This window comes from Oribacterium sp. oral taxon 108 str. F0425 (assembly GCF_000214455.1).
GTDB classification, from domain to species: domain Bacteria; phylum Bacillota; class Clostridia; order Lachnospirales; family Lachnospiraceae; genus Oribacterium; species Oribacterium asaccharolyticum.
Genome location: NZ_AFIH01000001.1, coordinates 1,263,294 through 1,290,130, shown reverse-complemented (window position 1 = coordinate 1,290,130; position 26,837 = coordinate 1,263,294). Strand labels below are relative to the sequence as shown.

At 39.5% G+C, this 26,837-nt stretch carries 27 protein-coding genes; 1 reads left to right on the top strand and 26 read right to left on the bottom strand.

Annotated elements, in window-relative coordinates; genetic code table 11:
- Positions 1-5: 5 nt before the first annotated feature.
- The 11 genes from HMPREF9124_RS06100 to HMPREF9124_RS11980 form a co-directional block, all read right to left on the bottom strand.
- Entirely contained in the window at positions 6-1,370 is a 1,365-nt protein-coding gene (locus tag HMPREF9124_RS06100) for a carboxyl transferase domain-containing protein (RefSeq protein ID WP_009429335.1), read from the bottom strand.
- A gap of 154 nt (positions 1,371-1,524) precedes the next feature.
- Entirely contained in the window at positions 1,525-2,940 is a 1,416-nt protein-coding gene (locus tag HMPREF9124_RS06095; protein WP_009427765.1) for a methyltransferase RsmF C-terminal domain-like protein, read from the bottom strand.
- 17 nt (positions 2,941-2,957) lie between these two features.
- Complete coding sequence (locus HMPREF9124_RS06090; RefSeq protein ID WP_009428274.1) at positions 2,958-4,058, bottom strand: AI-2E family transporter; 1,101 nt, start codon at positions 4,056-4,058, stop codon at positions 2,958-2,960.
- Positions 4,055-5,368, bottom strand: coding sequence for an O-antigen polymerase (locus HMPREF9124_RS06085; RefSeq protein ID WP_009429214.1), 1,314 nt, complete (start codon positions 5,366-5,368; stop codon positions 4,055-4,057). The genes HMPREF9124_RS06090 and HMPREF9124_RS06085 overlap by 4 nt, the downstream gene beginning before the upstream one ends.
- Positions 5,365-6,519 carry a CdaR family protein gene (locus HMPREF9124_RS06080; RefSeq protein WP_009427813.1) on the bottom strand — a complete coding sequence of 385 codons (1,155 nt, stop codon included), beginning with the start codon at positions 6,517-6,519 and terminating at the stop codon, positions 5,365-5,367. Before HMPREF9124_RS06080 ends, HMPREF9124_RS06085 begins: the two co-directional genes overlap by 4 nt.
- A complete protein-coding gene (cdaA, locus tag HMPREF9124_RS06075; protein ID WP_009428492.1) occupies positions 6,516-7,361 on the bottom strand; it encodes a diadenylate cyclase CdaA in 846 nt (281 codons plus the stop codon). The genes HMPREF9124_RS06080 and cdaA overlap by 4 nt, the downstream gene beginning before the upstream one ends.
- 32 nt (positions 7,362-7,393) lie before the next feature.
- Positions 7,394-8,281 carry a hypothetical protein gene (locus HMPREF9124_RS06070; RefSeq protein ID WP_009428834.1) on the bottom strand — a complete coding sequence of 296 codons (888 nt, stop codon included), beginning with the start codon at positions 8,279-8,281 and terminating at the stop codon, positions 7,394-7,396.
- A 9-nt stretch (positions 8,282-8,290) separates the two neighbouring features.
- The gene (locus HMPREF9124_RS06065; RefSeq protein WP_009429113.1) at positions 8,291-8,956 is read right to left on the bottom strand and encodes a hypothetical protein; all 666 of its coding nucleotides are present in this window, start codon (positions 8,954-8,956) and stop codon (positions 8,291-8,293) included.
- Complete coding sequence (locus tag HMPREF9124_RS12295; protein ID WP_009429608.1) at positions 8,956-9,300, bottom strand: tetratricopeptide repeat protein; 345 nt, start codon at positions 9,298-9,300, stop codon at positions 8,956-8,958. Before HMPREF9124_RS12295 ends, HMPREF9124_RS06065 begins: the two co-directional genes overlap by 1 nt.
- Positions 9,297-10,256 (bottom strand): tetratricopeptide repeat protein, encoded by a 960-nt coding sequence (locus HMPREF9124_RS06060; RefSeq protein WP_009429483.1) that lies wholly within the window; start codon positions 10,254-10,256, stop codon positions 9,297-9,299. The genes HMPREF9124_RS12295 and HMPREF9124_RS06060 overlap by 4 nt, the downstream gene beginning before the upstream one ends.
- A complete protein-coding gene (locus HMPREF9124_RS11980) occupies positions 10,253-10,405 on the bottom strand; it encodes a hypothetical protein (protein ID WP_009427745.1) in 153 nt (50 codons plus the stop codon). The genes HMPREF9124_RS06060 and HMPREF9124_RS11980 overlap by 4 nt, the downstream gene beginning before the upstream one ends.
- Before the next feature lie 172 nt (positions 10,406-10,577).
- Here HMPREF9124_RS11980 and HMPREF9124_RS06055 point away from each other — a divergent pair, with 172 nt between their 5' ends.
- Positions 10,578-11,078 (top strand): COG2426 family protein, encoded by a 501-nt coding sequence (locus tag HMPREF9124_RS06055; protein ID WP_009429557.1) that lies wholly within the window; start codon positions 10,578-10,580, stop codon positions 11,076-11,078.
- A gap of 92 nt (positions 11,079-11,170) precedes the next feature.
- Here the strand turns inward: HMPREF9124_RS06055 and HMPREF9124_RS06050 are convergent, their stop codons facing one another.
- From HMPREF9124_RS06050 to HMPREF9124_RS05985, 15 genes are all read right to left on the bottom strand, one after another.
- Entirely contained in the window at positions 11,171-12,469 is a 1,299-nt protein-coding gene (locus tag HMPREF9124_RS06050) for a threonine/serine ThrE exporter family protein (protein WP_009428785.1), read from the bottom strand.
- Between the two features lie 144 nt (positions 12,470-12,613).
- On the bottom strand, positions 12,614-13,255 hold the full coding sequence (pcp, locus tag HMPREF9124_RS06045) for a pyroglutamyl-peptidase I (RefSeq protein WP_009428104.1): 642 nt from the start codon (positions 13,253-13,255) through the stop codon (positions 12,614-12,616).
- Entirely contained in the window at positions 13,252-14,040 is a 789-nt protein-coding gene (locus HMPREF9124_RS06040; RefSeq protein ID WP_009429837.1) for a Cof-type HAD-IIB family hydrolase, read from the bottom strand. The genes pcp and HMPREF9124_RS06040 overlap by 4 nt, the downstream gene beginning before the upstream one ends.
- A gap of 109 nt (positions 14,041-14,149) precedes the next feature.
- Positions 14,150-15,460: an alpha-amylase family glycosyl hydrolase gene (locus HMPREF9124_RS06035; protein ID WP_009429145.1), complete on the bottom strand. Its 1,311-nt coding sequence runs from the start codon at positions 15,458-15,460 to the stop codon at positions 14,150-14,152.
- 228 nt (positions 15,461-15,688) lie between these two features.
- The gene (locus tag HMPREF9124_RS06030; RefSeq protein WP_009428494.1) at positions 15,689-16,579 is read right to left on the bottom strand and encodes a glycoside hydrolase family 43 protein; all 891 of its coding nucleotides are present in this window, start codon (positions 16,577-16,579) and stop codon (positions 15,689-15,691) included.
- Positions 16,518-16,928 (bottom strand): hypothetical protein, encoded by a 411-nt coding sequence (locus HMPREF9124_RS06025; RefSeq protein WP_036597677.1) that lies wholly within the window; start codon positions 16,926-16,928, stop codon positions 16,518-16,520. Before HMPREF9124_RS06025 ends, HMPREF9124_RS06030 begins: the two co-directional genes overlap by 62 nt.
- Complete coding sequence (locus HMPREF9124_RS06020) at positions 16,925-18,523, bottom strand: glycosyl hydrolase family 28 protein (RefSeq protein WP_009427868.1); 1,599 nt, start codon at positions 18,521-18,523, stop codon at positions 16,925-16,927. The genes HMPREF9124_RS06025 and HMPREF9124_RS06020 overlap by 4 nt, the downstream gene beginning before the upstream one ends.
- On the bottom strand, positions 18,523-19,395 hold the full coding sequence (locus tag HMPREF9124_RS06015; protein ID WP_009428424.1) for a glycosyl hydrolase family 28 protein: 873 nt from the start codon (positions 19,393-19,395) through the stop codon (positions 18,523-18,525). The genes HMPREF9124_RS06020 and HMPREF9124_RS06015 overlap by 1 nt, the downstream gene beginning before the upstream one ends.
- Entirely contained in the window at positions 19,317-19,952 is a 636-nt protein-coding gene (locus HMPREF9124_RS11880; RefSeq protein WP_009428138.1) for a hypothetical protein, read from the bottom strand. Before HMPREF9124_RS11880 ends, HMPREF9124_RS06015 begins: the two co-directional genes overlap by 79 nt.
- A gap of 291 nt (positions 19,953-20,243) precedes the next feature.
- A complete protein-coding gene (locus tag HMPREF9124_RS06005) occupies positions 20,244-20,783 on the bottom strand; it encodes a carbohydrate ABC transporter permease (protein ID WP_009429907.1) in 540 nt (179 codons plus the stop codon).
- The gene (locus HMPREF9124_RS12290) at positions 20,780-21,331 is read right to left on the bottom strand and encodes a carbohydrate ABC transporter permease (RefSeq protein ID WP_009429263.1); all 552 of its coding nucleotides are present in this window, start codon (positions 21,329-21,331) and stop codon (positions 20,780-20,782) included. Before HMPREF9124_RS12290 ends, HMPREF9124_RS06005 begins: the two co-directional genes overlap by 4 nt.
- A complete protein-coding gene (locus HMPREF9124_RS12285) occupies positions 21,295-21,675 on the bottom strand; it encodes a carbohydrate ABC transporter permease (protein ID WP_242821562.1) in 381 nt (126 codons plus the stop codon). Before HMPREF9124_RS12285 ends, HMPREF9124_RS12290 begins: the two co-directional genes overlap by 37 nt.
- Before the next feature lie 82 nt (positions 21,676-21,757).
- On the bottom strand, positions 21,758-23,122 hold the full coding sequence (locus tag HMPREF9124_RS05995) for an ABC transporter substrate-binding protein (protein ID WP_009428300.1): 1,365 nt from the start codon (positions 23,120-23,122) through the stop codon (positions 21,758-21,760).
- 166 nt (positions 23,123-23,288) lie between these two features.
- On the bottom strand, positions 23,289-24,875 hold the full coding sequence (locus HMPREF9124_RS05990; protein ID WP_036597670.1) for a response regulator transcription factor: 1,587 nt from the start codon (positions 24,873-24,875) through the stop codon (positions 23,289-23,291).
- Positions 24,853-26,625, bottom strand: coding sequence for a cache domain-containing sensor histidine kinase (locus HMPREF9124_RS05985; RefSeq protein ID WP_009429652.1), 1,773 nt, complete (start codon positions 26,623-26,625; stop codon positions 24,853-24,855). The genes HMPREF9124_RS05990 and HMPREF9124_RS05985 overlap by 23 nt, the downstream gene beginning before the upstream one ends.
- Positions 26,626-26,837: the final 212 nt, after the last annotated feature.

Below are 26,837 nucleotides of genomic sequence, written 5' to 3'. Positions count from 1 at the left end.
TCCATTTAAATGCTTCCGAACTTTTTATGAAAATCAAAGTCAGCTTTCCCGTAGAGCATGTCCAAAGCAGAGATAACTCTTTGTCTTGTTTCTTCCGGGAAAATAAGAGCGTCAATATAACCGCGAGCCGCAGCACTCTCTGCAGAAGCTTTTTCTTCCAAATAGCGCTTTGCCTTGGCTTCTCTTTCTTCCAAGGACTCATCCGGATACAAGATATTGGCGGCAAGCCCCGGTTCCATAACGGAAATCTCCGATTCGGGGTACGCAAAAACAAGATCCGCACCGACACCCTTGCTTCCAAGGCAAGCTCCTGTAGAACCTACAGCCTTCTTTACCACAGTGACCATTGGCACGGAAGCATTACCGTAAGCGGACAAAAGCTCAGCCATCTCTGTTCCCAAATGCTTTTCATTGCAAAGGCAATTCTCAAAGCCCGTGGTATCACAGAGTGTAAGAATCGGTAGAGAATACGTATTACAGAAACGGATGAAGCGGTTCATCTTTGCAATATCCTTCCAATGCAAAGCTCCCCCGTTTGTGGCAATTCCGCCCACTGTCTGACCGTTTAAACGGATAAATGCGGTAACCGCCTCTTCTCCGTAAGCTCTCTTTACTTCAAAAATTTCTCCTTCATCGGAAAGAATCGTCAAAGCTTCTCTACCCTTTAAATCGAAGAATCCATCCACCGCACGGTTTAAATTGTCGTCCGCATCCTCATTGTAGGCTGCATCCTCATTGTTCGCCGGGAGGAAGGTAAATGCTTTTTGCAACTCTTTCACAATTTCTTCTTCCGTTCCGGAAAAATCAACGTTTCCGGCCTCTTCCTGTGCTTTTCCTTCAGAAAAAGATGCATCTTTATTTCCTTTTACCGCATCAGGAGCATTGATAAAGAGTCTTCCTTCCTGATTCTCCATAAAGCAGAAGTCGGAAAGAGAAGCAAGGAGCGCCATTCCGCCGCCTGCCTGTCCGTAAAGTACAGAATATAATGGAATCAGGCCCTTTGCCTGCGCTTTTTTCTTGTAAAGCTTGGAGAGGGCATATAGTGCATCTGTAGCCTCTTCCAAACGAATTCCACTGGAATCCAAAAGTTCCACCACCGGAGCTCCCATTTTCATTGCCATGTCATAAAGATGGGCAATCTTTCTGCCATGCATTTCCCCAACTGAACCGGACAGCACATCTCTGTTTTGCGCATAAATGTATACCGGCTTTCCGGAAATGCTTCCATAGCCGCAGATAACACCATCTGATGCCGCTTTCTCAGTACCCTGTAAAAAGTCGGTACTTCTACTTTTTACCAAAGCGCCGATTTCCACAAAGCTTTGTGCGTCCAGCAATGCCTCTATACGGCTTCTTGCCTTAGAATCCATAAGTCTCCTCCATTTCTATATATGAATCAAGTCATATTCTTTGGTATTGTAAACGATAGGGATATCGAGTTCAAGGGATTTTAAGACGATTTTAAGCCTTCTATGTAAATATATTGATATAGACTGTTAAATCCTTAACGTATCCACATGATTTTTATTTTCTGTATCGTAAGCCCTTGGGGTAATAATTTCGAAGCCTTCCGTTTCGATAGTATCCAAAGCCAAGAGGAATTCCGTCACAGTACAAAATCCCCATTCCCGATTTCTCCGCCATTTTTCCGGGCAATAGAACTTGCAGTTCTTCTTCGGCAATCGGAATTTCATTTCCGTAAAGATAGTCCTCTATCCGTTTATCCTCTCTCGTGAGGTAAATCCCGTAAAGAAGCTTGTATTTTTTCTCCAGCCTTTGCTCTTCCACAATCGGTAGTATTTCTTCCAGATTCAATGCATGGCTCAGTCCGTGACTGTATTCCCATCCGTTCTTTCCCTCTTCGAAAATGCGGATTCCTAAACGGAACAGCTTTAAATCTTGAAAAACACTTAAAAAAGCGGGATACAAAAAAATCGACTTATTCTTTTTCAAAATGGAATATTCCGTTCTCTGCTTCTTCTCTTCTAAATCCTGCCCCGCCTTTTTAAAATAGGCATAGTACTGTCCTTCACCCTTTGCATGATGAAAATAAAGACGCTTCTCTCCCAGGAATTGATAATCAGGATTCTCCTCCAAAATCCACTTGCGGATCCCTTCGTTTTCGGCCTCTTCAAAAGTACAGGTTGAATAGGCCAGTTCTCCCCCTTCCCTAAGCATGAGAAAAGCTTCCTTCAGAATTTCTTTTTGCCTTAAAACACATTTTTCAACCAACTCGGGAGACCAATCTGCAACGGCCTCTTCACTTTTTCGAAACATTCCTTCCCCGGAACAGGGGGCATCCACCAGGATTCTGGAAAAAAATCCGGGATATTTTTCCGCTAAATTTTGAGGACTTTCATTTACCACGCAAAGATTGGAATAGCCCATCCTCTCCGCATTTTGGGAAAGAATTCTTGCTCGCTCTCCCACATACTCATTGGAAAGCAGGAAACCACCCCTGTGTCCATCCAAACGATCCGCCATATGAAGACTCTTTCCCCCCGGAGCTGCGCAAAGATCGAGACAACGATCAAACGGACGAATATGCATTCCGGAAACCACCTCCATGGCGGAGGGATCCTGAATATAGTAGAGTCCGCCTTCATGATAGGGATCTCTTCCGATTTCCACCCGGCATCCTGATTGCTCTTCGCAAACAAGATATTCTCTGTTCTCCGAAAAATCCATTTCTTCTCTTTGCGGAAAATCCATTTCCTCTTTTTCCGGAAAAAGAGGTTCAAGCTTCCATGCCTCTTTCCATTTTTCAAAAGAAAATCCCGCTTTTTCCGCTTTTTTCAGTTTTTGTAAATTCAGGCGAAGTCCTCTTTTGGGTTTTTCCGAAAGGGAAGCAAGAAAACGTTCCCACTCCTCTTCCTCCGGAAAAAGCTTTCGCATTCTGTCTAAAAATTCTTCCGGTATTTTTTGACTATTTCCAAGCATGCCTTTCCTTTCTCTCCTTACAGATATTCCAGCAAGACTTCTCTCAGCTCTTTAGCGGACTGAAACAGACCGTCATATGCTCCATAATGATAAAAACGAAGCAACAACATCCCGACAGGCAGAGCCAGGACCATTCCCGACAAACTGTAAAATTTATATCCCAGAAACAAAAACAATAGAGCCAAAATAGGAGGAAGCCCGATTGCTTCTCCGATAATTTTAGGTTGTAAAAACTGCCGGATCATCTGACTTAGAATATACAGAACCAGTAAAGCCAGAAAGAGCACAAAACGTCCCTGCAGCAGAAGCATCAGCATCCAAGGCCACATGATAAAGCCCACACCAAAAACCGGCAGCGCATCCAAAAATGCAGTTAAAAAAGCCAGGAAAATCCCATAGGGAACTTTCAAAAAACTGAATCCCAGAGCCAAAAGAAGAAATACACAAAACATAATTTCGAACTGTGCAAGAATATATCCCTTTAAAATCTTTTTTCCATCTTCCCGCAGAAGCTCTCCATAATGCCTAAAACTGTGTGGGACCAAAGTCTTGAGTCCTTCTACTATTTTCCCGCCATCCTTCACAAAAGACAGTGCCGAAAGAATTGTTAAGACAAAATACAGCAGAAGTTCCGGCAGGCCGCTGACAAAGTGCAGGGAAAGCCGTAGTGCGGGAGAAGACCAATTTTTTAAAAGATTCTTTCCGAAACTCTCCATTTTATTCGGCAGATCCAAAAATACGCCCCGAAAACTTTCCGGAAGGAAGTTTCGCAAAGTTTCCAGCGTTTCCAAACTCATTTCCTTTATCGAAAGAAGATACTCGGGAAAGCCGGCCATTTTCTTCGTCACAAAAGGAAGCCCGAGTAAAATCAATAGATAGAGCAAAGTAGCGAAAAGCAAAAACAGAAGCAAAATCACTAAAACAGAAAGCTGATCCTTTTTCAAAAAAGGAAACGCTTTTCTTCCAAGTCGAATCAGAGGCTCCGAAAGTAAAGCAAGAACCGCTCCTAAAGTAAACGGAAGGAAAAACAGAAGCACACGAGGAAGCAAAATCAGAAAAATGGCCGTGATTGCAATCGGAAAACAAATCCTGTAGCTTAGCAAAAGTATTTTTTTCATTTCTTCTCCTTTCCCTGCTTTGTCCTCTTCTCTTCCTTCCTTTGCCATAGAATCGCAAAGAAAATACTGACTCCAAAATAAAAAATACTCGAAGCATTGGAAAACCAGGTTGTAAAAAAGGAAAAGAGAAGGTAGAAAGAAAATTGCGCTACAATCCCGCTAAGAAAGGGATTCTTCTTTACGGATTGCAGGGCATAAAGAATTTCCCCCATTCCTCCCAATACCGCAGAAAACAGAACCACGCCAAGAAGTCCAAAATCATAGTAGGCATCATACAATATCGTTAAAGTACTCAGTTCTTCCTTCGTCAAGTAAAGCGGGTATGCAAGCGGAAACTCTATAAAAAACTTCAGGCCCGATAAGGTAAGAAACGGATAGGCCATTCTAAAGCCGTTGGAATGCGCAGCCAGATTTAGCGTAAGTAAATTCAGATTCTCAAAGTTATTGGCCACGTACATATACGGCTGAACCAAAACAATCGGAATATTCCGATTCTTCATTTCAAAAATATCCAGGAGATACGACACGGAATGAGCACGCTCAATGGTCAAAACAACATAACAAACGCCTAAAAAGAGAAAGAGAACAGCCACCTTCCTCCACTTCGGGCGATAGCCTTCCAAAAGAAGAGAAAATAGAAACAGTAAAATAGAAAAAATAAGTTGGTAGCGTGAAACCAGAAGAATCGGCAGAAGAAGGGACAGAAAAAAGCTCATATAGCTAAATAAGCCAATCTTTTTTTCCAGTTTATAAAGACAGGGAAGAAGCATGGGAACGAGAACGAAAAGAGTAGTAAAGTAATGTAAGCCTTTTAAATGAAAGTAAGAATAGGCATGCGGTGTATTTTCCGTAAAAAGCGGAATGTAACCCAAGGAAATCGCTTCTATCGAAAAAGACAGGTAAGAAATTCCCAGTAAAAAAAGGATGCAACGTTTCAGGAACTTTGCATCCTGCCCGGCACTTCTTTCTCTCTCCCGTTTTTCCGGAAACGAGACAATGTACGGAAAGAGATGATAAGCCAAATAAAAACAAAAATACGCCAAATATAAGCTGAGCCACATCGTGTTGGACCAAGGTAGAGAAAGCCTGCTCAGCTGCAAGACGGCAATTCCCTCGCCCCCCAATAATCCCAGCGCAAACAAACCGCAAAGTGGGAGACTGTTTTTTTCCTCTTTTTTTTCAACACAGTACAAAAATACAGCAAGAAAGAGAAACAAAAAGGAGGAAAGAAGGGACAATCCTTGTGTCTTTACGACGAAGGCCAAAAAGTAGACGACACTGTAGACACTCAATACTTTTACTGTTTTCATTCCTTTTCCGCATCCTTTGTCTGCTTCTCTTCACTTGATTTGCTTTCCTTACTTTCTTTCCCTTCCTTACTTTCCTTGCTTTCCTTTGTTTCTTTACTTTCCTTCGTTTCCTCTGTACTGCTCTCCGCCGTAGTTTCCGTCTTGGATTCTTCCGTCGTGCTCTCGCTTTCTTCCTTCACTGTGCTTTCTTTCGTTGTCTCCTCATTTTTCTGAATCTTTGCCGTAACGGTAACCGTACTGTTCGGTTCAGCAAGAGAAATCCCCTTGGGAAGATAATCTACTATGGAAAATTCCTTTTTTACATCCGTATTTGCAGAAGAGACATCGATTGCAGGAAGACTGATCGCGGTAACGGACTCCAATAAGCTCTCATTTCCCGACACGGAGACCGTGGAAGGAGAAATTTCAATTCCGGACAAAGAATATCCGCTCTGCGGATTGCCGCTCGTCGAAGATGTAATTTTTAAATTCTTTTTCTTATTAACAACGATTGTGTAGTCTATTTCCGACTGGGACAAAGTTACATTTTCTAAAGAATCAATGGTCTTCCCATTCGCATCATAGAAAACCGCCTTTTCTTTTCCGCTGGTATTTTCGCTTAAACCGTCTACATTGATCAAAATCCCGATAGAGGAAATTCTTCCGATGGAAGACTCCGGCCCGGTAGCATAGATGGTCTCCGGTTCCGTATGAATGGACGAAACAACATATCCATCCTTTTCTTTTCCTCTTCTATTTGTAGTCAAAGTAAATTTTTTAATTTGTAAATCTTCTACGGAAACCCGAACAACGGAAGGTTTCGCAACAATATCCTGAATCACACTGCTGTTTTCCGAATTTTTCAATTCCACATAAACCGGAACAGCCCCGGTTATGGAGTAATCCTTTAAATCAATATACGCATTAAAGTCGGAAGCCTGTACGGAGGATGCCATATTGCTTCGTACGGTATAACTGACCGTAACCGTATTCCTGTCAATCTCCCAAGTCTTGTTATCCGCGGAAAATGCATCCCGATTTAAAATATTCAGTTCCACGGTTCGACTCCCCTTTTGCTCCGGATTGGAAACATTAAAGACAATCAGCCAAAGCAAGAGGGCTAAACCTATACTAAACAGTTTTAAGGCTAAATTATTTTTGAAATACTTCATTCCTCTTCCTTCTTTCTCCCTATTGCAAAAAGCTGTGTCAGGAAAGACTTCTTTTCTTCGCCGTCTTCTTCTTTCGGAAGATATTTTAAAAGTCCCTCAGCATCTTTCACACGATGTAATTTTCCCTCTACCGCAACAGAGATTCTTCCTGTCTCCTCGGAAACCACCAGAGTAATGGAATCGGAATTTTCGGATATCCCAAGCGCCGCTCTGTGCCTTGTACCGTATGCCTTGGATATCTCGGCATCGGAGAGAGGCAAATAGCAGGTTGCGGAAGAAATTCTCCCATTGGAAATCACTACCGCTCCATCATGCAGGGGCGTATTTTTTTCAAAAATATTAATCAGTAAAGCCGCCGTAACAATTCCGTCAACATAGATTCCGGTCTTTTCTATCTCCTCCAGACTTTGCATCTGCTCCAAGACAATCAATGCACCGGTTTTATTTTCCGACATAACACTGCAAGCTGCTATCAGTTCCTGATTGATATGGGTATAAGCTTTTCTTTCTCCCGCCCGAAACTGACTAATCAAATTTTTCGAACCGAGCTGCTCCAGCGCCTTACGAAGTTCCGGTTGAAAAATAATCACGATTGCAATAATCGCAGCCGTGGACAATCTCTCAATCAGCCATACTATGGTTGTTAAATGGAAGAAAACGGCAAAGGCGGTAAAGAGAATAATGATTAAAATTCCTTTTAAAAGTTGCCAAGCCTTGGTATTTTTGATCCAGAGAAGGATAATATAAATTAGAGCCGAAAGAATCGCGATTTCCAGAAGCCCTGTAAAACTGAAGGAGGGTAATAAACTGACCCATCCTCGCATTTTTGTAATCAGATTCACTTTTTACTCCCTTCTACACATACCAAGAATGACTAAGCTTTTTTCTTCGGAACCGCCTTAACATGATAGTAATAGGCATCATCTTCAAACTGCACAAATTCCGTCCCCCGATAATCCGCATCATGCCAAAAAAACAAAGCTACTATCGATAAAAGTGCGGATAGGAGGAAGGAAAGCAACTCTCCCGTTAAATTCATCTTCATCCCCACTGCCGGATAAAGGATAAATGCCGTCGCTTCCAGGCACAGACCGATTGCCAGCGCTGTTTCAAAAGAATAGTTGAAACTGAAATTTCGAATCACAAAAATGGCTAAAGCTGCCAATGTAAAAAGTAAAAGCACCAAAAAGAGTTCCTTGTTTTTTATAAAAGGAGCTAAATTCCCGGAAAAAGCATCAAGCTGTTCCACTAAATCCCCACCGGTACTGAATTTATCCTTATATTCCCGGATATAGCGCAGAAAATAATAAACGAGAATGCCGAGATCCAGAGAAATAACGGCACTTAAGCCCATAGTAAGCCCCATCAGTAAGGGCAGAAAATAGGGAATTCTAAAGAAAAAGCACAACGGCATTGCTACAATAAGAATCGCATATTTCCCTCTTACACTGCTCTGTATAATAAAAATAAAGACAAAAAACAGTGCACCAACTCCCAGTAAAAGAATCGACTGCGTATAAAAATAATACAGCAGGAATATTCCGCTAAGGCAGGGGACAAAGGAAAATGGCAGAAAAAAGGAAAGTAATCCCAAGCTGAGAATCACCATAGGATTTCCGAGTTTCCCCGTCATCTGCAGATACCGGCTGAGAAAGAAGAGAAATGTCATAGAAAAAAGAGAACGAAAAATCGGAACCATCCAATAATCATTTTTCCCATAGATTTTTTGTAAATTTTCCCGATACTGCCTTAATGTTTCCATGTACTCTCCCTACTCATCCAACCAATCATCCGCTGCATCCAGCCAATCTCCGCTTTTTTTATTCAAAGCCTTTTCCACGGGCTTCTTTTTTGTAACGGTATTTCCGGGTTGAGACGTTTTCTTTCCTGTGCTTTCTTTTCCTTCTCTATCTCTGCTGTAAAGCGGTGTAAAGTCCAATTTTTCGCCCTCTCTTTTCATCTGCAGGACGATATCTTGTACTTCCTTTCGCGCATACTGTACCGCATTTCCCCCGACCTTTTCCTTTTCTTCCGGTCTCTTCGGTTCTTTAGAACCCTGGCTCAAAGAAAGAATCTCCTCCAGCCCCTGTTCCACTTTCTGTCTTTCTTCCAAAGCCTTTTCATAGGTAAAATAGGAGAAAAGAAGAAAAACCGCAACAAAGAAGGTTAATCCCATTAAATAGAGAATCACAATCTTTCTTCCCAGACCGACAAGAAAGACAAAGCTCATTTTATAGAGCAGTTCCTCTCCCTGCATCAGTAAATACATGAAAAGCAAGAGAATGAAAATAGCCGTATAACGAATAACGCCTTGTAAAATCCGATTGGAAATATAGTCTTCCCTGTAATACTTCGTGATTTCCAAGGCTTCTTCGCCTTTATGTTTTTCATAAATTGCCAGTTTCGTCATGGCAATGATCTTGCTTTTCTTTAACATTAATACCCTCTTGCGTTTCGAGCACGCTCAGCATAGGGGGAGCTCGGAAACTCTCCGACTACTGCGTCAAAGTTTTGATTGGCCTCTGCGGTATTGCCTACAGTCTGTTGTAACCTGGCCAAGAGGAAGAGGTTCTCCGCTTCTCGTCTGATCTTCACACTCCAGGTATAATACTGCAAAGCTTCATCCGTCCTTCCGGAATTCCATGCTGCGGTTCCCATTTCCTGCAAACGAAGATAAACATTTCCCTCCATCTGCGATTTCACGGAAGAAAGCATGTTCTGTAAGCTTTCATCCGTAATCGTACTTTGATCCAACTTCGTATAAGCCTCTGCAGCCGTCAAAATATCTCCCGTGGACAATGCATTATTGATGTTGACCAGGCTTTGATACTGCGCCATAAAGGAGGCATTTTGATTCTCGTAGCGATCCAGATTTGCCTTTGCTTCATCATAGCTCTGCTGGATTTTTTATTTTCCTCTTCTAAATTGCTCAGTTTCTGATTCGCCGCATCAAGTTTCTCCGTATACGTAATCAGGACCTGATTGTTTTTGGCATTGGCAGTGCGGATTCCGGCCGGCAACATAAGAAGATAATATACAAACAAGGCAATCACGGCACCCAATAGCAAAAGCAAGGAAACGGACCATGGAGAAAGTTGTTTAATCTCCTGCGGCATCATGACGTCATCATCCATCATCTTTCTATGCGAAAATACATTTTTCAGCCTGTTTTGTTCGATTTCCGCTCTTCCGGTGTTCTTCTTCACAATATCCATAAGCACCAGAGCCTTCGGATTATTCCGATCAATCTTTAATACCAAATAAAGACTTTTCCCCGCCTTTACCCAGTCATTTCTCTTCATATAAAGAAGAGCCAGAAGAATATGCGCTTTAACATAATTGGGGCTGTCCGCAATAACCTGATTCAGCTGGAAAACCGCAAGATCCGCATTGTTATGCTGTGCATAATCCAAAGCCTGATTATAACGCTTTACATTGTCGGAACAAATGCGGAGAATTGCCGGTTTGCGCTGAATCTCATCTAAGTAATAATCCGCAATATTGTCCTCCGGCAAAAGGTTCATACTGATGACCCATTGCACAAGCGCATCAGCAACCTCCCCCATTTCAAAGAAAATAAGCCCTAACAAATTCCTGGCTTCTTTTTGATATTTATCATAATGGAGTGCCTTCTTCAGCAATTCCGCCGCGCCGCTCAAATCCCTTAGCCTTGCTCTCTCCAATCCCAGATTATAATAACAATTAGCAATTCTTTCTAAGGTGACGTCATATTTCATTGGGTATTTCCCTTCTTCATGGCGTCTTCAATGAGCTGCGTCATCAAATCATTCATATCAGTCAAATCCACCTTTAAAATGGCATCTTCCAACTGATCGACATCCAAACTCGGCTTAAATCTTTGAATTTCTTTTTCAAAGTCTATCATAGCGCTCCTTTAATAAAACTTAGCTACTCCGTTTTTATATGAACAATCTGTGAAAGCATCTTGACTCTCACATCCCTATCCTATAAACTCCAGTAATCGTTTACGAAAACCGCATCATCGTTAGATTCTAACATAAGTTATATAGGCATTCAAGCAAGGGAGAATCAGAAACATGGAAAGTTTTATTACATTTTTTACACAAGAATTAAGAGGCTATCTTTCAAGAGAAAGTATCGTTTTTATTCTCTCTATGCTGCCTGTAATTGAACTTCGCGGAGGCTTGATTGCCGCGTCCCTTTTGAAGCTTCCTTATATACAAGCACTCTGTCTTTCTATCGTCGGGAATATCCTGCCAATTCCGTTTGTTCTTTTTTTCTTTTCCAAACTCGTCGTTTTTTTAGAAAAGTTTTCCTATACAAAGCCTCTCGCCAACTGGTTTCGAAAAAAAGTGGAAAACAACAAAGAGAAGATTGAGAAATATGATTTTTGGGGACTTACTCTTTTTGTAGGAATCCCGCTCCCGGGAACAGGCGCATGGACCGGGGCTATGGTTGCCAGTCTCCTGAAAATGAATCGAAAAAAATCCGGCATAGCGATTCTTTTGGGAATTCTTCTAGCCGGTGCAATAATGTCGATTGTCAGTTACGGAGTTTTAGCCAAAGTGGTGGCGTAATACGATTTATTATCACTGAGGAGACACGCTGCAGTCATGCAATGTTTTAAAATATTTTCTCCCGCCCTTCAATGTTTTTCAATATTTTTCCTCTATGAAGGCAATTTTCCTTCCTTGCTTTTCCGAAAAATACCTGTTGGGACTGTCCAATTCCTCGGAATCTGCTGCACAATGGCAATGGATACTGCTATGGTAAAAGCCGTTAAGAAGCAGAGTTTACCAAAATGCATGGAAATCTGTGCACTCCCCATTAAGAGATAATAGATGGATCTGTATAAGCTGATTCCGGGAAGAAGAGGAATCAAGCTGGTCATCAAAAATACCGTAGCCGGACATCTTCTGAGTACAGCAAGCACTCTGGAAGCCAAAACTGCGGAAAAGCCGCTTACGAATACGGCTATTGCTTCATTGTTCCAGATTCTGATACAAAGCATATACATAAGCCAGGTAATGGTTCCCATCACTCCGCAATCTATAAAATGTCGTCTTCTTACGCGAAACATCAGGGCAAAGGCAATGGTACCGAGGCCGGCTGCAAGGCTCCGAATAAGAAGAACCGTATAGGAGATTTCCGGAATATCATAAATCACACTCGGCGTCATAATCGTCCCGGATACCATCAGCTCCACTAAAGCAACACCGGAAGCCATGGAAACACAACTAAGTAAAGCGCTGGTAAGCAGCGTCTGCCCCGTTGCAAAGTTGTTTTGGCTGAATTCCCGCACGGAGTTCACAAAGGCTACTCCCGGGACCAAATCCATCATAGCTCCGATAATAATAAAGGAAAGCTGTGCCCCCAGCCCGACTGCTACAAATAAATTGCTGAGAAGGGCCGTTAATACACTGGCAATGATGGTAATCAGTACTCTGGATTTAATTCTGTATTTTGACCAAATCATATAGAAACCGACCAAACTTCCGATAATGGCGGCGCAAAGCGAATCCCGGAAGGAAGTTCCTATGGCATAGCTAAAACATCCCGCCCCGAGGAAATAGGATAGAATCCGCTCTGAGACTTTTTGTTCTCCCATGTTCGCGATTTTCTGTAAAGAAGACCGAAGATACAGTAAATCCACAGTACCGCTGCAAACTTCCCGAGACAGTTCGTTTACCGCTTCTATTTTATCAATATTCAGTTCTTTATCCGGGATGCTCATAATCCGGGTTTCAATTCCCTTCCCGGGCACATTTCCGCTCGCAAAGATTCCGCGGTTTGTCACATAGGCATCCAAATCTTTGATCCTCATGGATTCCGCAATACGAGACATCGTCTCCTCGGCTCTATAAATCTCCGCCCCACTGCTCAGTAAAAGATTTCCGGCATAAAGCACTGTCTCGAGCTCATCGATATTATGCATTTCTTTTTGATCTCTTAGATCAGGATTCTGCATTTTCTTTCTCCGTCTAAATCAAATCATTCTCGCTATTTCGTTTTTCAATCCTTCAATCATTTCGTAGTATCTTATCATTAGTATGGAAGTTTTGCTTGTATTTATTCCGATGGAAAATCATACTTATTCGACATCTCTTTACGTTTAAAACTCGCTTCCAAAGGCTTTTTTCAAATCCAGCTCATTTTCTTCCACAGCCTGAATAGCCGCTTCAAGCCCTCTTACGATATCCGAAAGTGGAAGATCCGGCATCTCTTTTTTATCTTTCACTTGCTCCGGAATATAGGGGACATGAATAAAACCGGCTTTCATACTAGGTCTTTTATCAAGATAATATAAAACCCCGTACATCAGGTGATTGCAAACATAAGTACCGGCCGAGTTCGATAAAGAAGAAGGCAGTCCTTCCTTTCTGATTGCCTCCACCATGGCTTTCACAGGAAGTGTGGAAAAGTACGCATTTTCCCCATCAGGGAAAATCGGCTCATCAATCGGTTGATTCCCTTCATTATCCGGAATCCTTGCATCATCAAGATTGATTGCAATTCTTTCCGGTGTAATCTCGGCTCTTCCGCCGGCCTGTCCGATAGAAAGAACAAAGTCCGGTTTCTCTCGCTCTATCGCTTCTCTCACCGTTTCAATAGATTTTCCGAATACTGTCGGTACTTCAAGCTTTACAATCTCCAGATTCCCTATCTTATCCTTAACAAGCTTCACCGCCTCTAAGGCAGGATTGATTCTCTCCCCGTCAAAAGGAGTAAATGCCGTTAAAAGTAATTTTTTCATAGAATTTTCTCCAATGCCTCAGCCAGTCCGTCATGGTTATTGTCCGAAGTCAATCTTCTAAACTGCTTCTTCAGCTCCTCCGGAGCGTTTCCCATGAGAATCGGAATTCCCACCGCTTTCAGCATAGACAGGTCGTTAAAATTATCCCCAAAAGCAATGGCCTCTTTCAATTCGAAATGATTTTCTTTGCAGTAAATCTCAGCCGCCTGTCCTTTCGAGGTTCCACAGGCATTGACTTCGAGCATCGTCTTTGCCGACTTACAGATATTCAATTTCGGAAACCGTTCTTTTAAGGCATTTTCTATGCTATCAATTTGATTAGAATCACAAATCAGAAGCACTTTTCCAATTTGCTCCGCTTCGTGGAGGACGGAAAGATCCATTCCTGTCGGCTCCACTTCCACAATCGATGCTTCCTTCACTACCCGGGGATCAGCCAAGTCTTTCACAATCCAATGCCTTGCCGTATAGACATTCCAAGTCGCATCCGGAAAATTCGCCTCTGCAAATTGAACGACTTCCTGCATTTCCTTACGGGACATTCCTCTCTCATAAATTAACTTTTTCGAATGATCTAAAATCACGGCACCGCCAAGAGCAATGACCGCCGCATCAAGCCGATATCTCTCTATAACCGGCAGGATACCGGAAACGCCTCTGGAAGAACTCAGCACCAAATGATTACCTTCCTCTGTCCACTTTTTTAAAATCCGCTCCGTCCGCTCCGAAATACGATGCTGCTCATTCAGTAATGTGCCGTCCATATCCGTAAAAATCACTCTCATATTACCCTCACTCCTTCTCCGCAAATTTACTTAAAATAAGCTCTCGCCTCTTTCGTTGGATTCTTTTTAAAGAGAAAATATAAGTGAAACAGCGAATGATTACAACTGTTTATGCCAACTTCCACATAAAGAAACTAAATGGCGGAAGCGTAAAAGAATCATTGAGGAAGAGCTTTTCCCCACTTAGTAAGTCTGTAACTTCGCAATTACCCATACCGTGAAACTGCGCCTGATACGCCTGTTCATCGGCGTTCACACTCACCCATATCCGCTCTCCCTCAAATTCTCTTTGGAAAATGAGCTGACGATTGGTCAGTACTATACTTTTGTAGTCTCCATAAACCAAAGCCTTTTGCTCCTTATGCACTTTGGCAAAGGCGGATATCCAGTCAGTAAGCTCGTTCCACTGCGGCTCTGCAAGTGACGGCCGAAGGGCATCATCACTGCCATTTTCCTTTATCCCTATAATCCCCCACTCACTGCCATAGTAGATGCAGGGAATCCCCGGCATGGTAAAAAGCATGGCGTATAAGAGAGGTAAATGTCTTTTCTCCTTTAAGATACTGGCCACCCTCGTCACATCATGGTTATCCGCAAAGGAAAGCAAATGCATCCCCCTGTAAATAGGGTTATCCTTTCCAAATTGCCGATTCAGCGCATAGTTAATCTCAAAAAGATTCAAGTCGTTAAAGCTGGAATACAGCCCTTTATAGCACTCATAATTCGTGCAGCTATGCAGCATAGCGTCATTCACAATCCTTTTATAGTCCCCAAAAAGAATTTCTCCGAGAAGCAGGAAATCCGGCTTTACAGAGTCACAAAAATGTCGAAGCTCCCGCATGAAATTTTCATTTAAACAATAAGCCACATCCAGCCGCAAGCCGTCAATCTGAAACTCTTCCATCCAAGCCTTTACACAGGAAAAAAGATACTCTTTCACCTTTGGATTATCGAGATTCAGCTTTACAAGCTCAAAGTGTCCCTCCCAGCCCTCGTAGGAGAAGCCGTCATTGTAGCAGGAATTCCCATCAAAATAAATATAGAACCAGTCCTTGTATTCCGAGTCCCAACGCTTAAGAAGCACATCCTGAAAAGCAAAGAAGCCTCGTCCCACATGGTTAAAGACGCCGTCCAGAACAATGCGGATCCCATTTTCCTTGAGAATCTTACAAACTTCGGAAAAATCCGCATTACTCCCCAGACGACAATCTATCTTTTGATAATCTCTTGTATCATAGCCATGCCGGTCCGACTCAAAGACAGGCGAAAAATAAACGGCATCCACATGGAGACGCTTAAGATGGGGAATCCACTCTATAACTTTCCTGATTCTCGGAACAAGTACCCCGTCATTTTCCTTTGGAGCGCCGCAAAATCCCAAAGGGTAGATTTGATAAAAAATGCTGCTATCGGACCACATATGATTTTTCCTTCTTTAAAATGGCACTAATAATTTTGATTCATTATAAAACAGTAATTGAAAACAGCCGCAAATTCAATCGCAAATTTTTACGGTTGAATTTACGGCTGAAAAAATAGTAAATATTTTCAAAATCAGAATAAATATCCATGCTTTACAAAAGCTAAAACATAAAAACCCATTTTTCTTTAGAAAGTAAAGCTTCTTTTTTTATCTATTACTACGGTTTTAAATAAGTGCAACTAGAGTTAATCGTTCCTTTCCAGCTATATTGGGAGCGTGAAGCGCAAGGTATCTTTCTCCACTGAACGTTTCAAAAATCATCCCGTGTCCACCAAAAGAAAATTCTGGTTGATTTTGATGCTTCCAAGGTCCCTCTAATTTGTCGTTCATACTCTCAGCAATCTCTATAGCATATCCACTTTTTGCAAAACTTGACCAAAGCATTTTTAGCCTACCCTTATCATGAAACAAAAATGGACCATCTGTTACATAATTTTTACCGCTTGTAATAATTACATCTCCTGTATCCGCAACACTCCATGGGGCATCCGTAGCATGAAATAAAGTGAAAGGTTCTCCAATTGCAGTTGATAAATCATCTGACAGTCTTATTGCACAAATCGCTCCATCTTGAATTTGTGTCCATTCATGAGAAAAAACAAGCCATGGACTGTTTTCCTCAATAAAAAGTGTTCCATCCAAACAATCCCAATCCTCAGGCGTAACCGGTCCTGATGAAATTGGACTATATGGACCTGTAACTGCTGTGGATTTAAATATCTGTACACCGCGATGTTTTCCATCTGCATAAAAGCTTGCAATTAAATACCATGCATTTCGATAGTAATGAACCTCCGGTGCCCAAAAATTTTTCACCCCCCAAAACCCTTTTGGTGGGTAAAAAATAAATTCAGGTTCAGACCATAACTTTAAATCTCTACTTCGGTATACTTGAAATCCCTCTCCTTTCCCCTTCCAGGGGTCCTTATCCGTTGTACCGAACAAATAATATAGCATGGATGTATGATCCGCCACTATAAATGGATCTCGAATTCTAATAAGATCTGTAGGAATTGTAAACAATGTTTGCGTCCCAAATTGTTGTGTCATAAGCATTATCCCCCCCTTCATCAACGCGAAACGAGAGTATATCTCCACGGCTAACATCGAATGCAAAATCATAAGATAAACCGACATTATCATTATAAGGGATTGTACGCCAACCATCTTGAGGCCATACCAAGGTGTTATTCTTCCATATGCTTACCGTAACTCCATCGCCACCAAGTGTGCTATATTTTCTTACATTTCCATCAATTTGAACTGTGCCTGCATAAGGAGCTTCCCATTCAAGCATAGATTGATCTGTATCGGGATGTATATATAATGTATTATTGTACATCCAAATTGCATCATAATTATGACTTCCACGCCAATGATAACTGCCGTCACTATTCCAGATCATATTTTCATTGCCAATTCCATTAGTCCACGTGCGATAAAACCATTGATTCCTCCCTTGATATCCTTCCGAAAACTCAAGTGCTGCATTATGAACATTAGCTCCGAATGGTCCATTTTTTCCTGGGTTATAATTCCATTTCTACAAAAACGAACTCTTTTAGTATATTTATTCGTCTTAAAAAGTGGACTATCTAAATCAATTATGCTTCCGTTAACTTTAATATTATCAAATAATATATCCGAAACCGTATGTCTTGAATCTCTACCGAAAAGTTGAATCACGTTGCTTCCATCTGAATATGATACAATATTACGATAAGTTATTCTTGAGAAACTACCATTCCAATTCCAGTTACCTTTCATGCTACCAAACCAAAAGTCATTGGGCATCGTAACAGAAATTAACTGCTTACCTTTCTCTAAACGAATATCTTCGTAAGTTATATTAGAAATATTCGTTGCATTTAGTGCGCAAATATTAAGTGCAGACCTCTCTTTAAACTGGTCTGGATATGTAAGATCATCATAATTATAAAGTATATCTATATTTTTAAATTGAATATTATCATAATAAGCAGCAACTGTTTCTGCTCCAATCCCTAGTGCATTATTTGTATCACACCAAACCTGTGTATTACAAACTGATATTGCATAATTCGCTTGAGTAATTGCAGGATTTTCGGCAACATTATAACCATAATTCCCTGTTCCTTTTATTGCTATACTATCATCACAAGAGCGAATAAACATATGGTTGAACGTCACATTATGACTATTACCAATATCAAATCCATCTGAGCACGCATATTTGGGATTAATTATTTTTACATTATTAACAGATATATTTCCGCATTTCCACATAAATGCACTCCACGAGGCTGCATTTCTCAATATGGTAATATCTTGTATGGTAACATGATTGCTATTTTTTAATGTTAAGGCAACGCTATCATATTCATCACTTGTTGTAAAATCGTCAAGAATTATTCCATGTCCACAAATTTTAACATCAGTTGCATCCGAAATAAGTACCCTACCTCGCAGGACTGCGCCAGCATCCAAATACAATATCTTTCCACTTTCAATCTGAAGTGGAGGCAGAGATGAATAGTCATAATATCCTGGTCCAAAATAAATTATATTAGCGTCATTTTTTTTAATTGTATTATTCTTTTGCTGCTGCGCAAAAATATGGAGCGTATTTCCATGAAAATCTTCATCAAAAATTATTGTTACATTTTGAGGAACAGGCATAGTAAATGTTAGATGATTTCCATTTATTATACATTGAATATCTGCATCTCTTGGAAGAATTCTTGCAGAAGAAAATGAAAAATTTGTAGTTACAGTAATGCCTACAGAATCCACAGATGAAAATTCACAACAGGCAACTTCATTATTCCATGCATTTAATCCAACTTTATAAGTGTCTATAACTTCCCCCTCTACAAGCACAGAAAACAAAGATGACTTGTATTTTTCAGGTAGATCTTTCGGCATGGTATAATCATTTATAACTATAGCTGCTTCAGCCACAAAGGAAATGCAGAAAGCAGATAATATTGTAGTTAACAATAATGTGAAAAAACTTTTCATTAAATTACCTCCCCATTAATTTTGTGCAATTTAACATAGGTAGCTTGATCTAAATGTCTATAGATATTGCTTCTTGTTTGCCTTACTAAATCGGGTAATGTAAAAATATTGTCAAAATATATATTTTTAATACAATTTATTTTTGAATAACCAGAAAGGTAAATTAAATAATTCTCCGGCATTGTAATTTGATCAAAAATAATATCATGTATTTGTCCTGCTTTTCTATCTTTTGACCATTTATCAAGCGTAATCATGCAACAAATAGCATAATTGCTTTCTTGACGTATACGTATATCTCGAAAGGTAATATGATGTACCTCCGCAGCATCACAGATATAGATTGCTAAAGCCCCAACCTCGACTGTCCAGTCTGCCATACTTTGTACTACATCACAATCTTCAAATACTGCATTATAGATATTTGAGCGAGATTCTCCCGATACACCAAAGGCTCGAACCTTATCGTTCCATACTGTACAACGCTGAACTAATATGTCATGTGTTTCCAGCTGTGAAGTGCACGCCATACTTTTTAGGCTTACTGCATCGTCACCTGTGCGAAGAAAGCAGTTTTTAACTACCGCATACTGCGTGTCAACCAAATCGATTCCATCACTGTTTTCACGGTAAGCTATCATTCGAACTTTATCGACATAAATATTTTTGCATCCAAAAAATGGAAGTGTCCAATGAGCTGCACCGATGAAAATAACATCAGAAATAGATATATTTTCGCAACTAGTAAATACCATACTGCGACGTGCATGCCAATTTAGTGATGTCAAATCTACTATACCGGCACCAAAAACATGAATGTTCTTTTGTCCATTAGAAAAATAAAGTCCTGATAATTCGTTTTTCCTGCCCAATCTCTCTCTTCCAAAATAGCATCCAATTTATCCGGTTGCTTCGGAACGATAATTGCCCCGGGCGAAAGATAGAGAGTCTGTCCACTTTTCAATTCTAATGTGCGAATATGATGAATTCCCGGCTCAAAAAACAAAACACTTTCATCTTCCGGATCCGGAGCTTTGCTCGGATCATCAGCTCTAAAAATTGCCAAAGGATGCATCGTGCCACCGTTCGTCTCTATAAGAACATTATTTACTCCCGGAACTGAAAATATAATTGTATTGTTCTCAAGCAAAGGATTAATATGTAGCGATTCAGGTAGAATTTCCGCATTCCATAAGGGTGAAAAAGAGATAGCTTTTATTTCTAAGGCAGAAAATGGGATTACGACAAAGCTTTGAGGGCCGTTATGTGTAACTGGTGTGTCATAGACTGTAAGTTCTATCCCATCAGCCAAAATACGCCAATATGACGATTGAACAAGTCCTGATGGCCATGCACTTTGCGCATCTGCACACCGTGTACGGAAGTTGCGGCAGTTTTCAGCACAGGAAAAGGATTCCAAAGGTTCCATAGATTGTATTCTCATTAAATCACCCCTTTACTGCACCGGATGTCATGCCTGACATAATCTGCTTTTGTGCACTAAAATATAATATTACGATAGGAAGTGAAACGAGAACCACGTCAGTAAAAACTAAGTTCCAATCAGAACTATGAGTACTAAAAAAATTATAGATGGTAAGTGGCAATGTATAATTTTCTGATGTATTTAAAAAATAAATTGTCGTCCCAAAATCGTTCCATATATTCATAAATGTTAATATAAACAAAGTTACAGTCATAGGTTTAAGTAGCGGAAATATCACGAAAAAAATAATGATAAAGAATCACAGCCATCTAATATCGCAGCTTCATCGATATCTCGGCTTATACTTTTTAGAGCTCCAATATATAAAAAAATGCCTAGAGGTATATTGGCTGCTGTCAAAACCGCTGCTGCACCGAAAAATGTTTTTAAATGCAAAAAACTACAAAGCATATAGGTTGGGATAATCTGTCCCGGTACTATTAAACCTATGACGAAAAATGTTATGAGCTTCTTGCTTAATTTTGTTCTCCTTCGTTGCAATACAAAGGCAGCAATTGCAGAAACTAAAATTATCAGAAGTACGGAAAGACAAGTAACAAAACAGCTGTTGCGGAAAGCATGTAGGATACCACTTGACATGACAACACTATAGTTTTCCCGGAAGTTCCATTGTTTCGGAAATTCCAATCCAAGCTCTGCTGACTCCTTTTTTGTCTTAAATGAATTTAAAATAATCATTATAAAAGGCACAAGCATAAATAGACTTAATATAAGACCTAAAGCTGAGCGAAACATATCACCGTATTTTTTCATAACTCAACCTCCTTCCCAGACAAGAAGCGGTTGGTTGGTAACGCAATTAATAATACAAAGATTGTCAAAATCATACTTGCCGCACATCCTCTTCCATAATTTCCGCTACTAAATGAGGAGTATATTAAGGTCCCAAACACAGACGTTGCATTTCCGGGCCCTCCATTTGTCAAAGACTGAACAATATCAAATACTTTTAGCCCGCCAACTATACTGATTACAACTGCATTATTAAAGGACGGCATAATAAGGGGTAATGTTATGAAATAAAACTTTTGCCGGCGATTGGCACCATCCAATTCTGCAGCCTCATAGTATGTTGAATCAATTGCTTGGAGTCCTGCAAGAAGAATCACCATCGTATAGCCGGTCCATTTCCAAATTTCCACAAACGCACAGGAGAAAATAGCAATTTTCGGATTAGTCAGCCAATTTTGTGTAAACGTTTCAAGTCCAATTCCTGTCAATGTTCGATTGATGAGTCCAATCGGATGCATCATAGAGCGAAAAACTAATCCAACAGCGACATTATTAAGTACAGCAGGCAAAAAAATACTGTCCTCATATAATTTACGCCACGAAAACGATTATTAACTAAAAGTGCCAACGACATACCTAATGCAAGCTTACCGAGTGTAGTAAAAACAGCAAAAAGTAATGTATTTTTGATTGCAACACTGAAATAGGGGTTACGTAAAACTGTTGCATAGTTTTCAATCCCGGCAAATGTAAAAGAAGAAATCTTGAATGTTTTAATATTAAAAAACGATAGTAAGAATCCCGATGCCGCCGGAATCACATATAGAATTGCATAGACAAGAAATGCAGGTATTACTAGCGAATAGGGATAAGGACTTTTTATTTTATATCTACTTAAATTTTTTTGTTTCAAGTGAACGTCTCCTTTTTGAGTATATGAATAAATGGAGTGCATGCACTCCATTTATTCATATATATTCAACAACTATATATAATTATTTCCAGTTTAAATCATTAGCAGCTTTCGCATTATCGGCAGTATCACTATCCAACAACTCTATAACTTGATTAATATCCATGCCTCCAGCAAGATAATCTTGCACATGAATATGATAATCCCCATAATGATAAACATTACCGTTCTGCCATACTTCCATACTATTTCCTTTGAGCATTTCATCATAAAGAGTCTGATACGCCTCGGGTAGCTCACAGCTTACCTTCTTATTGAGATAAATACCAGGCTGTGCAGTAGCATAAATCTGCTGTGCCTCAGAAGAAGCTAGAAAATTTAAAACTTTTTCGCCAAGTACCTGATCCTTACAGGATGTTGTCATTACTATTGATCCGGGCATTGATGAACAAGTATAATTTTTCTTGTACAAAGGAAGTATAAAAGATCCTATCTTATTAGCAGCTTGGGGATATTTTCCCGCTATCTCATCGTAAACCCAAGTACCATTACAATACATAGCTGCAGTTCCCTCAGCAAGTGCAGTCTGTGCCATATCATAGGTATCCGAAAGAAAACTACTGTTTACATAGCCTTTATCAATCATCTCTTTGGACATAATAATAGCATTCTTAAAATTGATTGCTTCAGAATAATGGCGTTTATTGGTATTCATTTCATCCCAAAAATCAGTATAACTTAAACCACTTTTTTCAACGTCTTCATTAAATCCAAAGTGTGTTATACATTGTAGCGTCCATGTATCTGCACCGGAATAATATAACGGTGTTACTCCAATGGCCTTAAGCTTTTCGCAACAGTCAAGGAATTCTTCCCAATTTGTTGGAACGGTATTGATACCGGCAGCTGCAAAAACATCCTTGTTGTAGAAAATTCCAACCAAGGAAGTGGAATCCATTGGTACAGCATAAAGTTGATCGTTGTAGATATAGTGGCCTTCTTTTAATTGGTCCTGACTGTACTCTGATATATCCACATTCTGAAGCGGAACAATATGATCAAGAACACCCGCATTATGGTCCAACCACTTTGGACCGTAGGTCTGAAGTAAATCAGGTAAATCTCCCGTTGCAAATTTTGCACGAACGAGTTCTTCACCTTCACCGCCTCCTGCAATGATGTCAATCTTTAGACGAAAGCCAAGTTCTTCAGCATGTTCATCAATATAAGCACTTAACGCTTCCCAACCTGACTTATACCAGTCTGTAAATGTCAACATTGTAACTGTAGGAATCTCAGCAAGTTCTTCCGAGTGTGATGTTTTTTCGTTATTTCCTTCATTTATCACAGTAGTTTCCTGCGAGGTGTTTTTTTCTTGTTTTACACCACAAGCAATTAACGACATAAACATGACGAGTGTCAACAGTAATGCAAGAATTTTTCTCATGGTATTCCTCCTTTTTAGCTATTTGACAGCTTTTCTCTTATGAATTTATTATATTCGGAGAAATTTTTTAAAAATTGGATTCTTTTTTGAAATAACTGTACTTTTTAATACAATTATTAATGTTGCAAGAGTCTTTTATAATGCAAAGTCAAATGATAACTTCTGTTTATACCTGTTTCTGCGTTTTTCGATATAATTTCGGTGTCATTCCAGTGCATCTTTTAAAGGCTCTTGCGAAATAGGCGTCGTCATGAAATCCACTCAATCTTGACACATCTTTATTGCTGTATCCTCCAGTATTCAGTAGCTCTTTTGCTTTTTCAATTCTATAGGAACAAAGATAATCTGCGAAGCCGGTATCAAGATCTTCACGAAACAAACGGCTTAGATAAGCTGCGCTAATGCCAATTAAGTCTGCGACATAGGTTTGTGAAATGTCTTCCGCGTAATGCCTTCGGATTAACCCAATTGCTTGTTCAACATATGGTGAATCCGGACATTTCTTCTTATCTGCGCCCTCAAATGCAAGATCATTTAAATTCTTGAACCATTTTAACGCCATATTCAAATTTCTAAAGCTATTAAATACTCTTTGTGGTTCTTCCGACTGATAAAATTTTGAAAGATCTATTCCTCGTTCAATCCACGCACGGCTAAGTATACTGAGCAAATCCAGCATAAAATTCTTAAACATATCAGATGTCGGACGCATTCTGGAAAGCTCTTCAAAGACTTCTTTCAAAATTTCCTGAGTCTGTACAGAATAATTCTGACGTATAGATGCCACCAGTTGTTTTTCACGTGTGGCATCAAATACGGAAAAAATATCAAAGGGTTGAGATATCTCTTCTAAAGATACCGTATCCGAAAAAAAACGACTGTCATACTTTTGTTCTGCAGATAAATAAGATTTAGGAATCTGTACCGCAGTTGTTACCGTTTGACCCATATAAAACTCTACAGATAGATTCAAATAACTTTGTAGACAAGTGCGGATTCGTGCAAATACTTCATGACATTTTTCGAGCCTCATCAAGCTACTATTTATTCCATCATAACAAATTAAAAATACATATTTATCATCAGAGACATGACAGCAAATTCCCGCATGATAATCTTGTAAAACTTCATCAACTATATTTAAAATTGAATTCTCCAGTAAATATGAAGCGATCATATTACATTTCCGTGGCTCAACCTGCATAAGAATCACTGATATATTTCTAAGTCCCAGTTTTAATTCCAGGACTTCTGCATGTGATGTAATTTCCTCTTCACTACGAAACCCGCCGGACATCAGCTTCATCATAAAATTACGCTTTAGAGCCATCTGACTATCAACAGAATTGTCTTCAAGCACATGAGTTCTTTGCATTTGCTTCTCTACCGTGCTTAGGATTTGTTCCAATACCGGGGTATTCAATTCATGCTTTAGAATATAATCAACAGCTCCGTTTTTTAGTGCTTTCCGTACATAATTCAACTCATCATATCCGCTTAACATGACCAGCAAAATATTCGGGTATTTTTGTAGGATCGTTTCCTGTAGTTCAAGTCCATCCATATTAGGCATACGAATATCAGAAATCACAAGATCAGGTCTTGAAGATAATATCAATTGTACAGCTTGTTCACCATCAGTTGCTTCGCCCACTATAGAAAAACCTCGTTTCCTACACAATGAAGATGTTTCAATTAACCGCTTAAGATTAGACCTAACAAGAAAATCATCATCTACAATTAATATTCGCATCACATTCAACCTCACTTTCCAATAGTTCCGGCAAAATCAATTCTACCGATGTCAGCAACTGTTCACCGGATAAAATTCGAATATCTGCTTCATCACCGAAAAGTAGCTGCAGTCGCCGAGTAATATTTTGAAGTCCAATATGCTTGGAGATTCCCCCACAGTATTTCTGATTATTGAGTAACTCAGGCGGAAAACCGGGTCCACTATTTCTCACTAAAATATGTAATTTTTCTTGTTCTAAAAATATGCGAATCTGCAAAATTCCAAGTGTTTGAGACTTTGCAATTCCATACTGTAAAGCATTTTCAACAATAGGTTGTACAAGAAGTTTGGGCACAAAACGAATTTTTGCTTCTTCTTCAATCGAAACACTGTATGAAAATTTACCCGCATAACGGTATTTCTGGATTTGCAGGTAATCCAGTAAATAATTTTCTTCTTCAGCAACGCTTATAAGTTTTCGTACATCCAGGTTAAGGTGCATCATACGAGAAAGTGCATCTGTAACAGTTTGAATATTTTCAACACCTTGCATAATGGAAAGCACTTTAATGGTATGCAAAGTATTATAAAGAAAGTGTGGATTCATCTGCATAGAAAGCATTAATATTTCAGATCTTCGTTTTTCTTCTTCTACTTTACGAGTATTATCAATTAAAGTTCGTAGGCGTACAAGCATTGCACTGATACGATGGTAAAGTTTCCCAACCTCATCCTTTTTACTAATTCTAACTTCAAGTTCCAGTGTTTCGTCACTAATTTTCTCCACTGCTTTTGTCAAGTTTCGTAAATCTTTTGTCATATAGTATGACAAAATAAATGCAATGATCGCAAAAAGCACTGTACATATGATAACAAGCAAAAGCATACGATTACGTACTTGCAAAAAGCCGGATATAACCGCATTTTGACTAACAACTCCTACTATTTGCCAAGGAGTTGTCCTTGAAGTCGTATAAACAACCAAGCAATCTACATCTCCAATTTTATCTATATAGCTTCCATGACCATGAGGAATGGAAGCTTGAAAGTGATCTAATATTAAATTATCCGATTTCTTAGGTACATAGATAGCTTCTCCCGTATCCTGATCGAATACGTACAATACATAACCTTGCATTTCTTGAATATCAAAAATGGTTTCTAAAAGGCTACTTTTTACATCCGCTTTAATTACCCCAATAATTGTACCGTTATTGAACACCGGACGGACAATAGAAAAAACATAACTACTATGAGGAGAGGGGCGCTTACTTGTATATGCATGCGGGGCCAGATAGATTACATCCTCTTTTCCACTTTGTATCTGAGAAAACCACTCGGTTTGAGAAACTTCATCATAAGGTGTAGTAATTCCATAAGTACAAACTCGTCCATCAAAACCATAAATTGAAATACCACTAATGTATGCTTTGAAATTACATCGATTAAAGAGATAGTTACGCGCTTGCTGAAATGATAAAAACCGTACATTGGCTTCCTTCGCAGTAAGGAACTGAACAATACAGTTATTCTGAGAAGAATGAACCTTATTAGAGATAAATGCAGTTGTGTAGTCAATTTCACGAAGGTTTTCATCGAAAGTCTCATTTAATGTTTCTATAAGCGAATCTAAATGAGTTTGGGCAGTTTCAATCGCCTCTCGGGTAAAACTTCTATACCAGGCAAACGTATTAACTGCACAAAAAAATAACAGTAATATGAGCATAATAGCAAGAATCTTTGAGGTAAAACTGTGGAAAACCTTCATATACTATATCCACCTTTCAGCCCATCTTAAATATTATATATAATTATATATTACTTTCTAAAACAACTAGAGAATTTAAACTTTATGTATAATATAAGTTAAATATATTAGCTGAAACTTGTTCTAGAATAATGCTTCATTTAATATCCATTAAATCTATTCTTCTTTTGGATATTTATCGAATTTTTTCCATTTAAGTCCCAAAACCGAAA

Coding starts and splice junctions, on each gene's coding strand:
- HMPREF9124_RS06055 (WP_009429557.1), top strand. CDS start 10,578: ATGGAAAGTTTTATTACATTTTTTACACAAGAATTAAGAGGCTATCTT.
- HMPREF9124_RS06070 (WP_009428834.1), bottom strand. CDS start 8,281: ATGGAAACATTAAGGCAGTATCGGGAAAATTTACAAAAAATCTATGGG.
- HMPREF9124_RS06030 (WP_009428494.1), bottom strand. CDS start 16,579: ATGCTTATGACACAACAATTTGGGACGCAAACATTGTTTACAATTCCT.
- HMPREF9124_RS06100 (WP_009429335.1), bottom strand. CDS start 1,370: ATGGATTCTAAGGCAAGAAGCCGTATAGAGGCATTGCTGGACGCACAA.
- HMPREF9124_RS06065 (WP_009429113.1), bottom strand. CDS start 8,956: ATGTTAAAGAAAAGCAAGATCATTGCCATGACGAAACTGGCAATTTAT.
- HMPREF9124_RS06005 (WP_009429907.1), bottom strand. CDS start 20,783: ATGAAAAAATACGGTGATATGTTTCGCTCAGCTTTAGGTCTTATATTA.
- HMPREF9124_RS05990 (WP_036597670.1), bottom strand. CDS start 24,875: ATGCGAATATTAATTGTAGATGATGATTTTCTTGTTAGGTCTAATCTT.
- HMPREF9124_RS06085 (WP_009429214.1), bottom strand. CDS start 5,368: ATGAAAACAGTAAAAGTATTGAGTGTCTACAGTGTCGTCTACTTTTTG.
- HMPREF9124_RS06040 (WP_009429837.1), bottom strand. CDS start 14,040: ATGAGAGTGATTTTTACGGATATGGACGGCACATTACTGAATGAGCAG.
- HMPREF9124_RS11880 (WP_009428138.1), bottom strand. CDS start 19,952: ATGGAACCTTTGGAATCCTTTTCCTGTGCTGAAAACTGCCGCAACTTC.
- HMPREF9124_RS05995 (WP_009428300.1), bottom strand. CDS start 23,122: ATGAGAAAAATTCTTGCATTACTGTTGACACTCGTCATGTTTATGTCG.
- HMPREF9124_RS06080 (WP_009427813.1), bottom strand. CDS start 6,519: ATGAAGTATTTCAAAAATAATTTAGCCTTAAAACTGTTTAGTATAGGT.
- HMPREF9124_RS05985 (WP_009429652.1), bottom strand. CDS start 26,625: ATGAAGGTTTTCCACAGTTTTACCTCAAAGATTCTTGCTATTATGCTC.
- HMPREF9124_RS06095 (WP_009427765.1), bottom strand. CDS start 2,940: ATGCTTGGAAATAGTCAAAAAATACCGGAAGAATTTTTAGACAGAATG.
- HMPREF9124_RS06050 (WP_009428785.1), bottom strand. CDS start 12,469: ATGCAGAATCCTGATCTAAGAGATCAAAAAGAAATGCATAATATCGAT.
- pcp (WP_009428104.1), bottom strand. CDS start 13,255: ATGAAAAAATTACTTTTAACGGCATTTACTCCTTTTGACGGGGAGAGA.
- HMPREF9124_RS06025 (WP_036597677.1), bottom strand. CDS start 16,928: ATGATCTGGAATAGTGACGGCAGTTATCATTGGCGTGGAAGTCATAAT.
- HMPREF9124_RS06090 (WP_009428274.1), bottom strand. CDS start 4,058: ATGAAAAAAATACTTTTGCTAAGCTACAGGATTTGTTTTCCGATTGCA.
- HMPREF9124_RS11980 (WP_009427745.1), bottom strand. CDS start 10,405: ATGATAGACTTTGAAAAAGAAATTCAAAGATTTAAGCCGAGTTTGGAT.
- HMPREF9124_RS06035 (WP_009429145.1), bottom strand. CDS start 15,460: ATGTGGTCCGATAGCAGCATTTTTTATCAAATCTACCCTTTGGGATTT.
- HMPREF9124_RS06060 (WP_009429483.1), bottom strand. CDS start 10,256: ATGAAATATGACGTCACCTTAGAAAGAATTGCTAATTGTTATTATAAT.
- HMPREF9124_RS06020 (WP_009427868.1), bottom strand. CDS start 18,523: ATGAAAAGTTTTTTCACATTATTGTTAACTACAATATTATCTGCTTTC.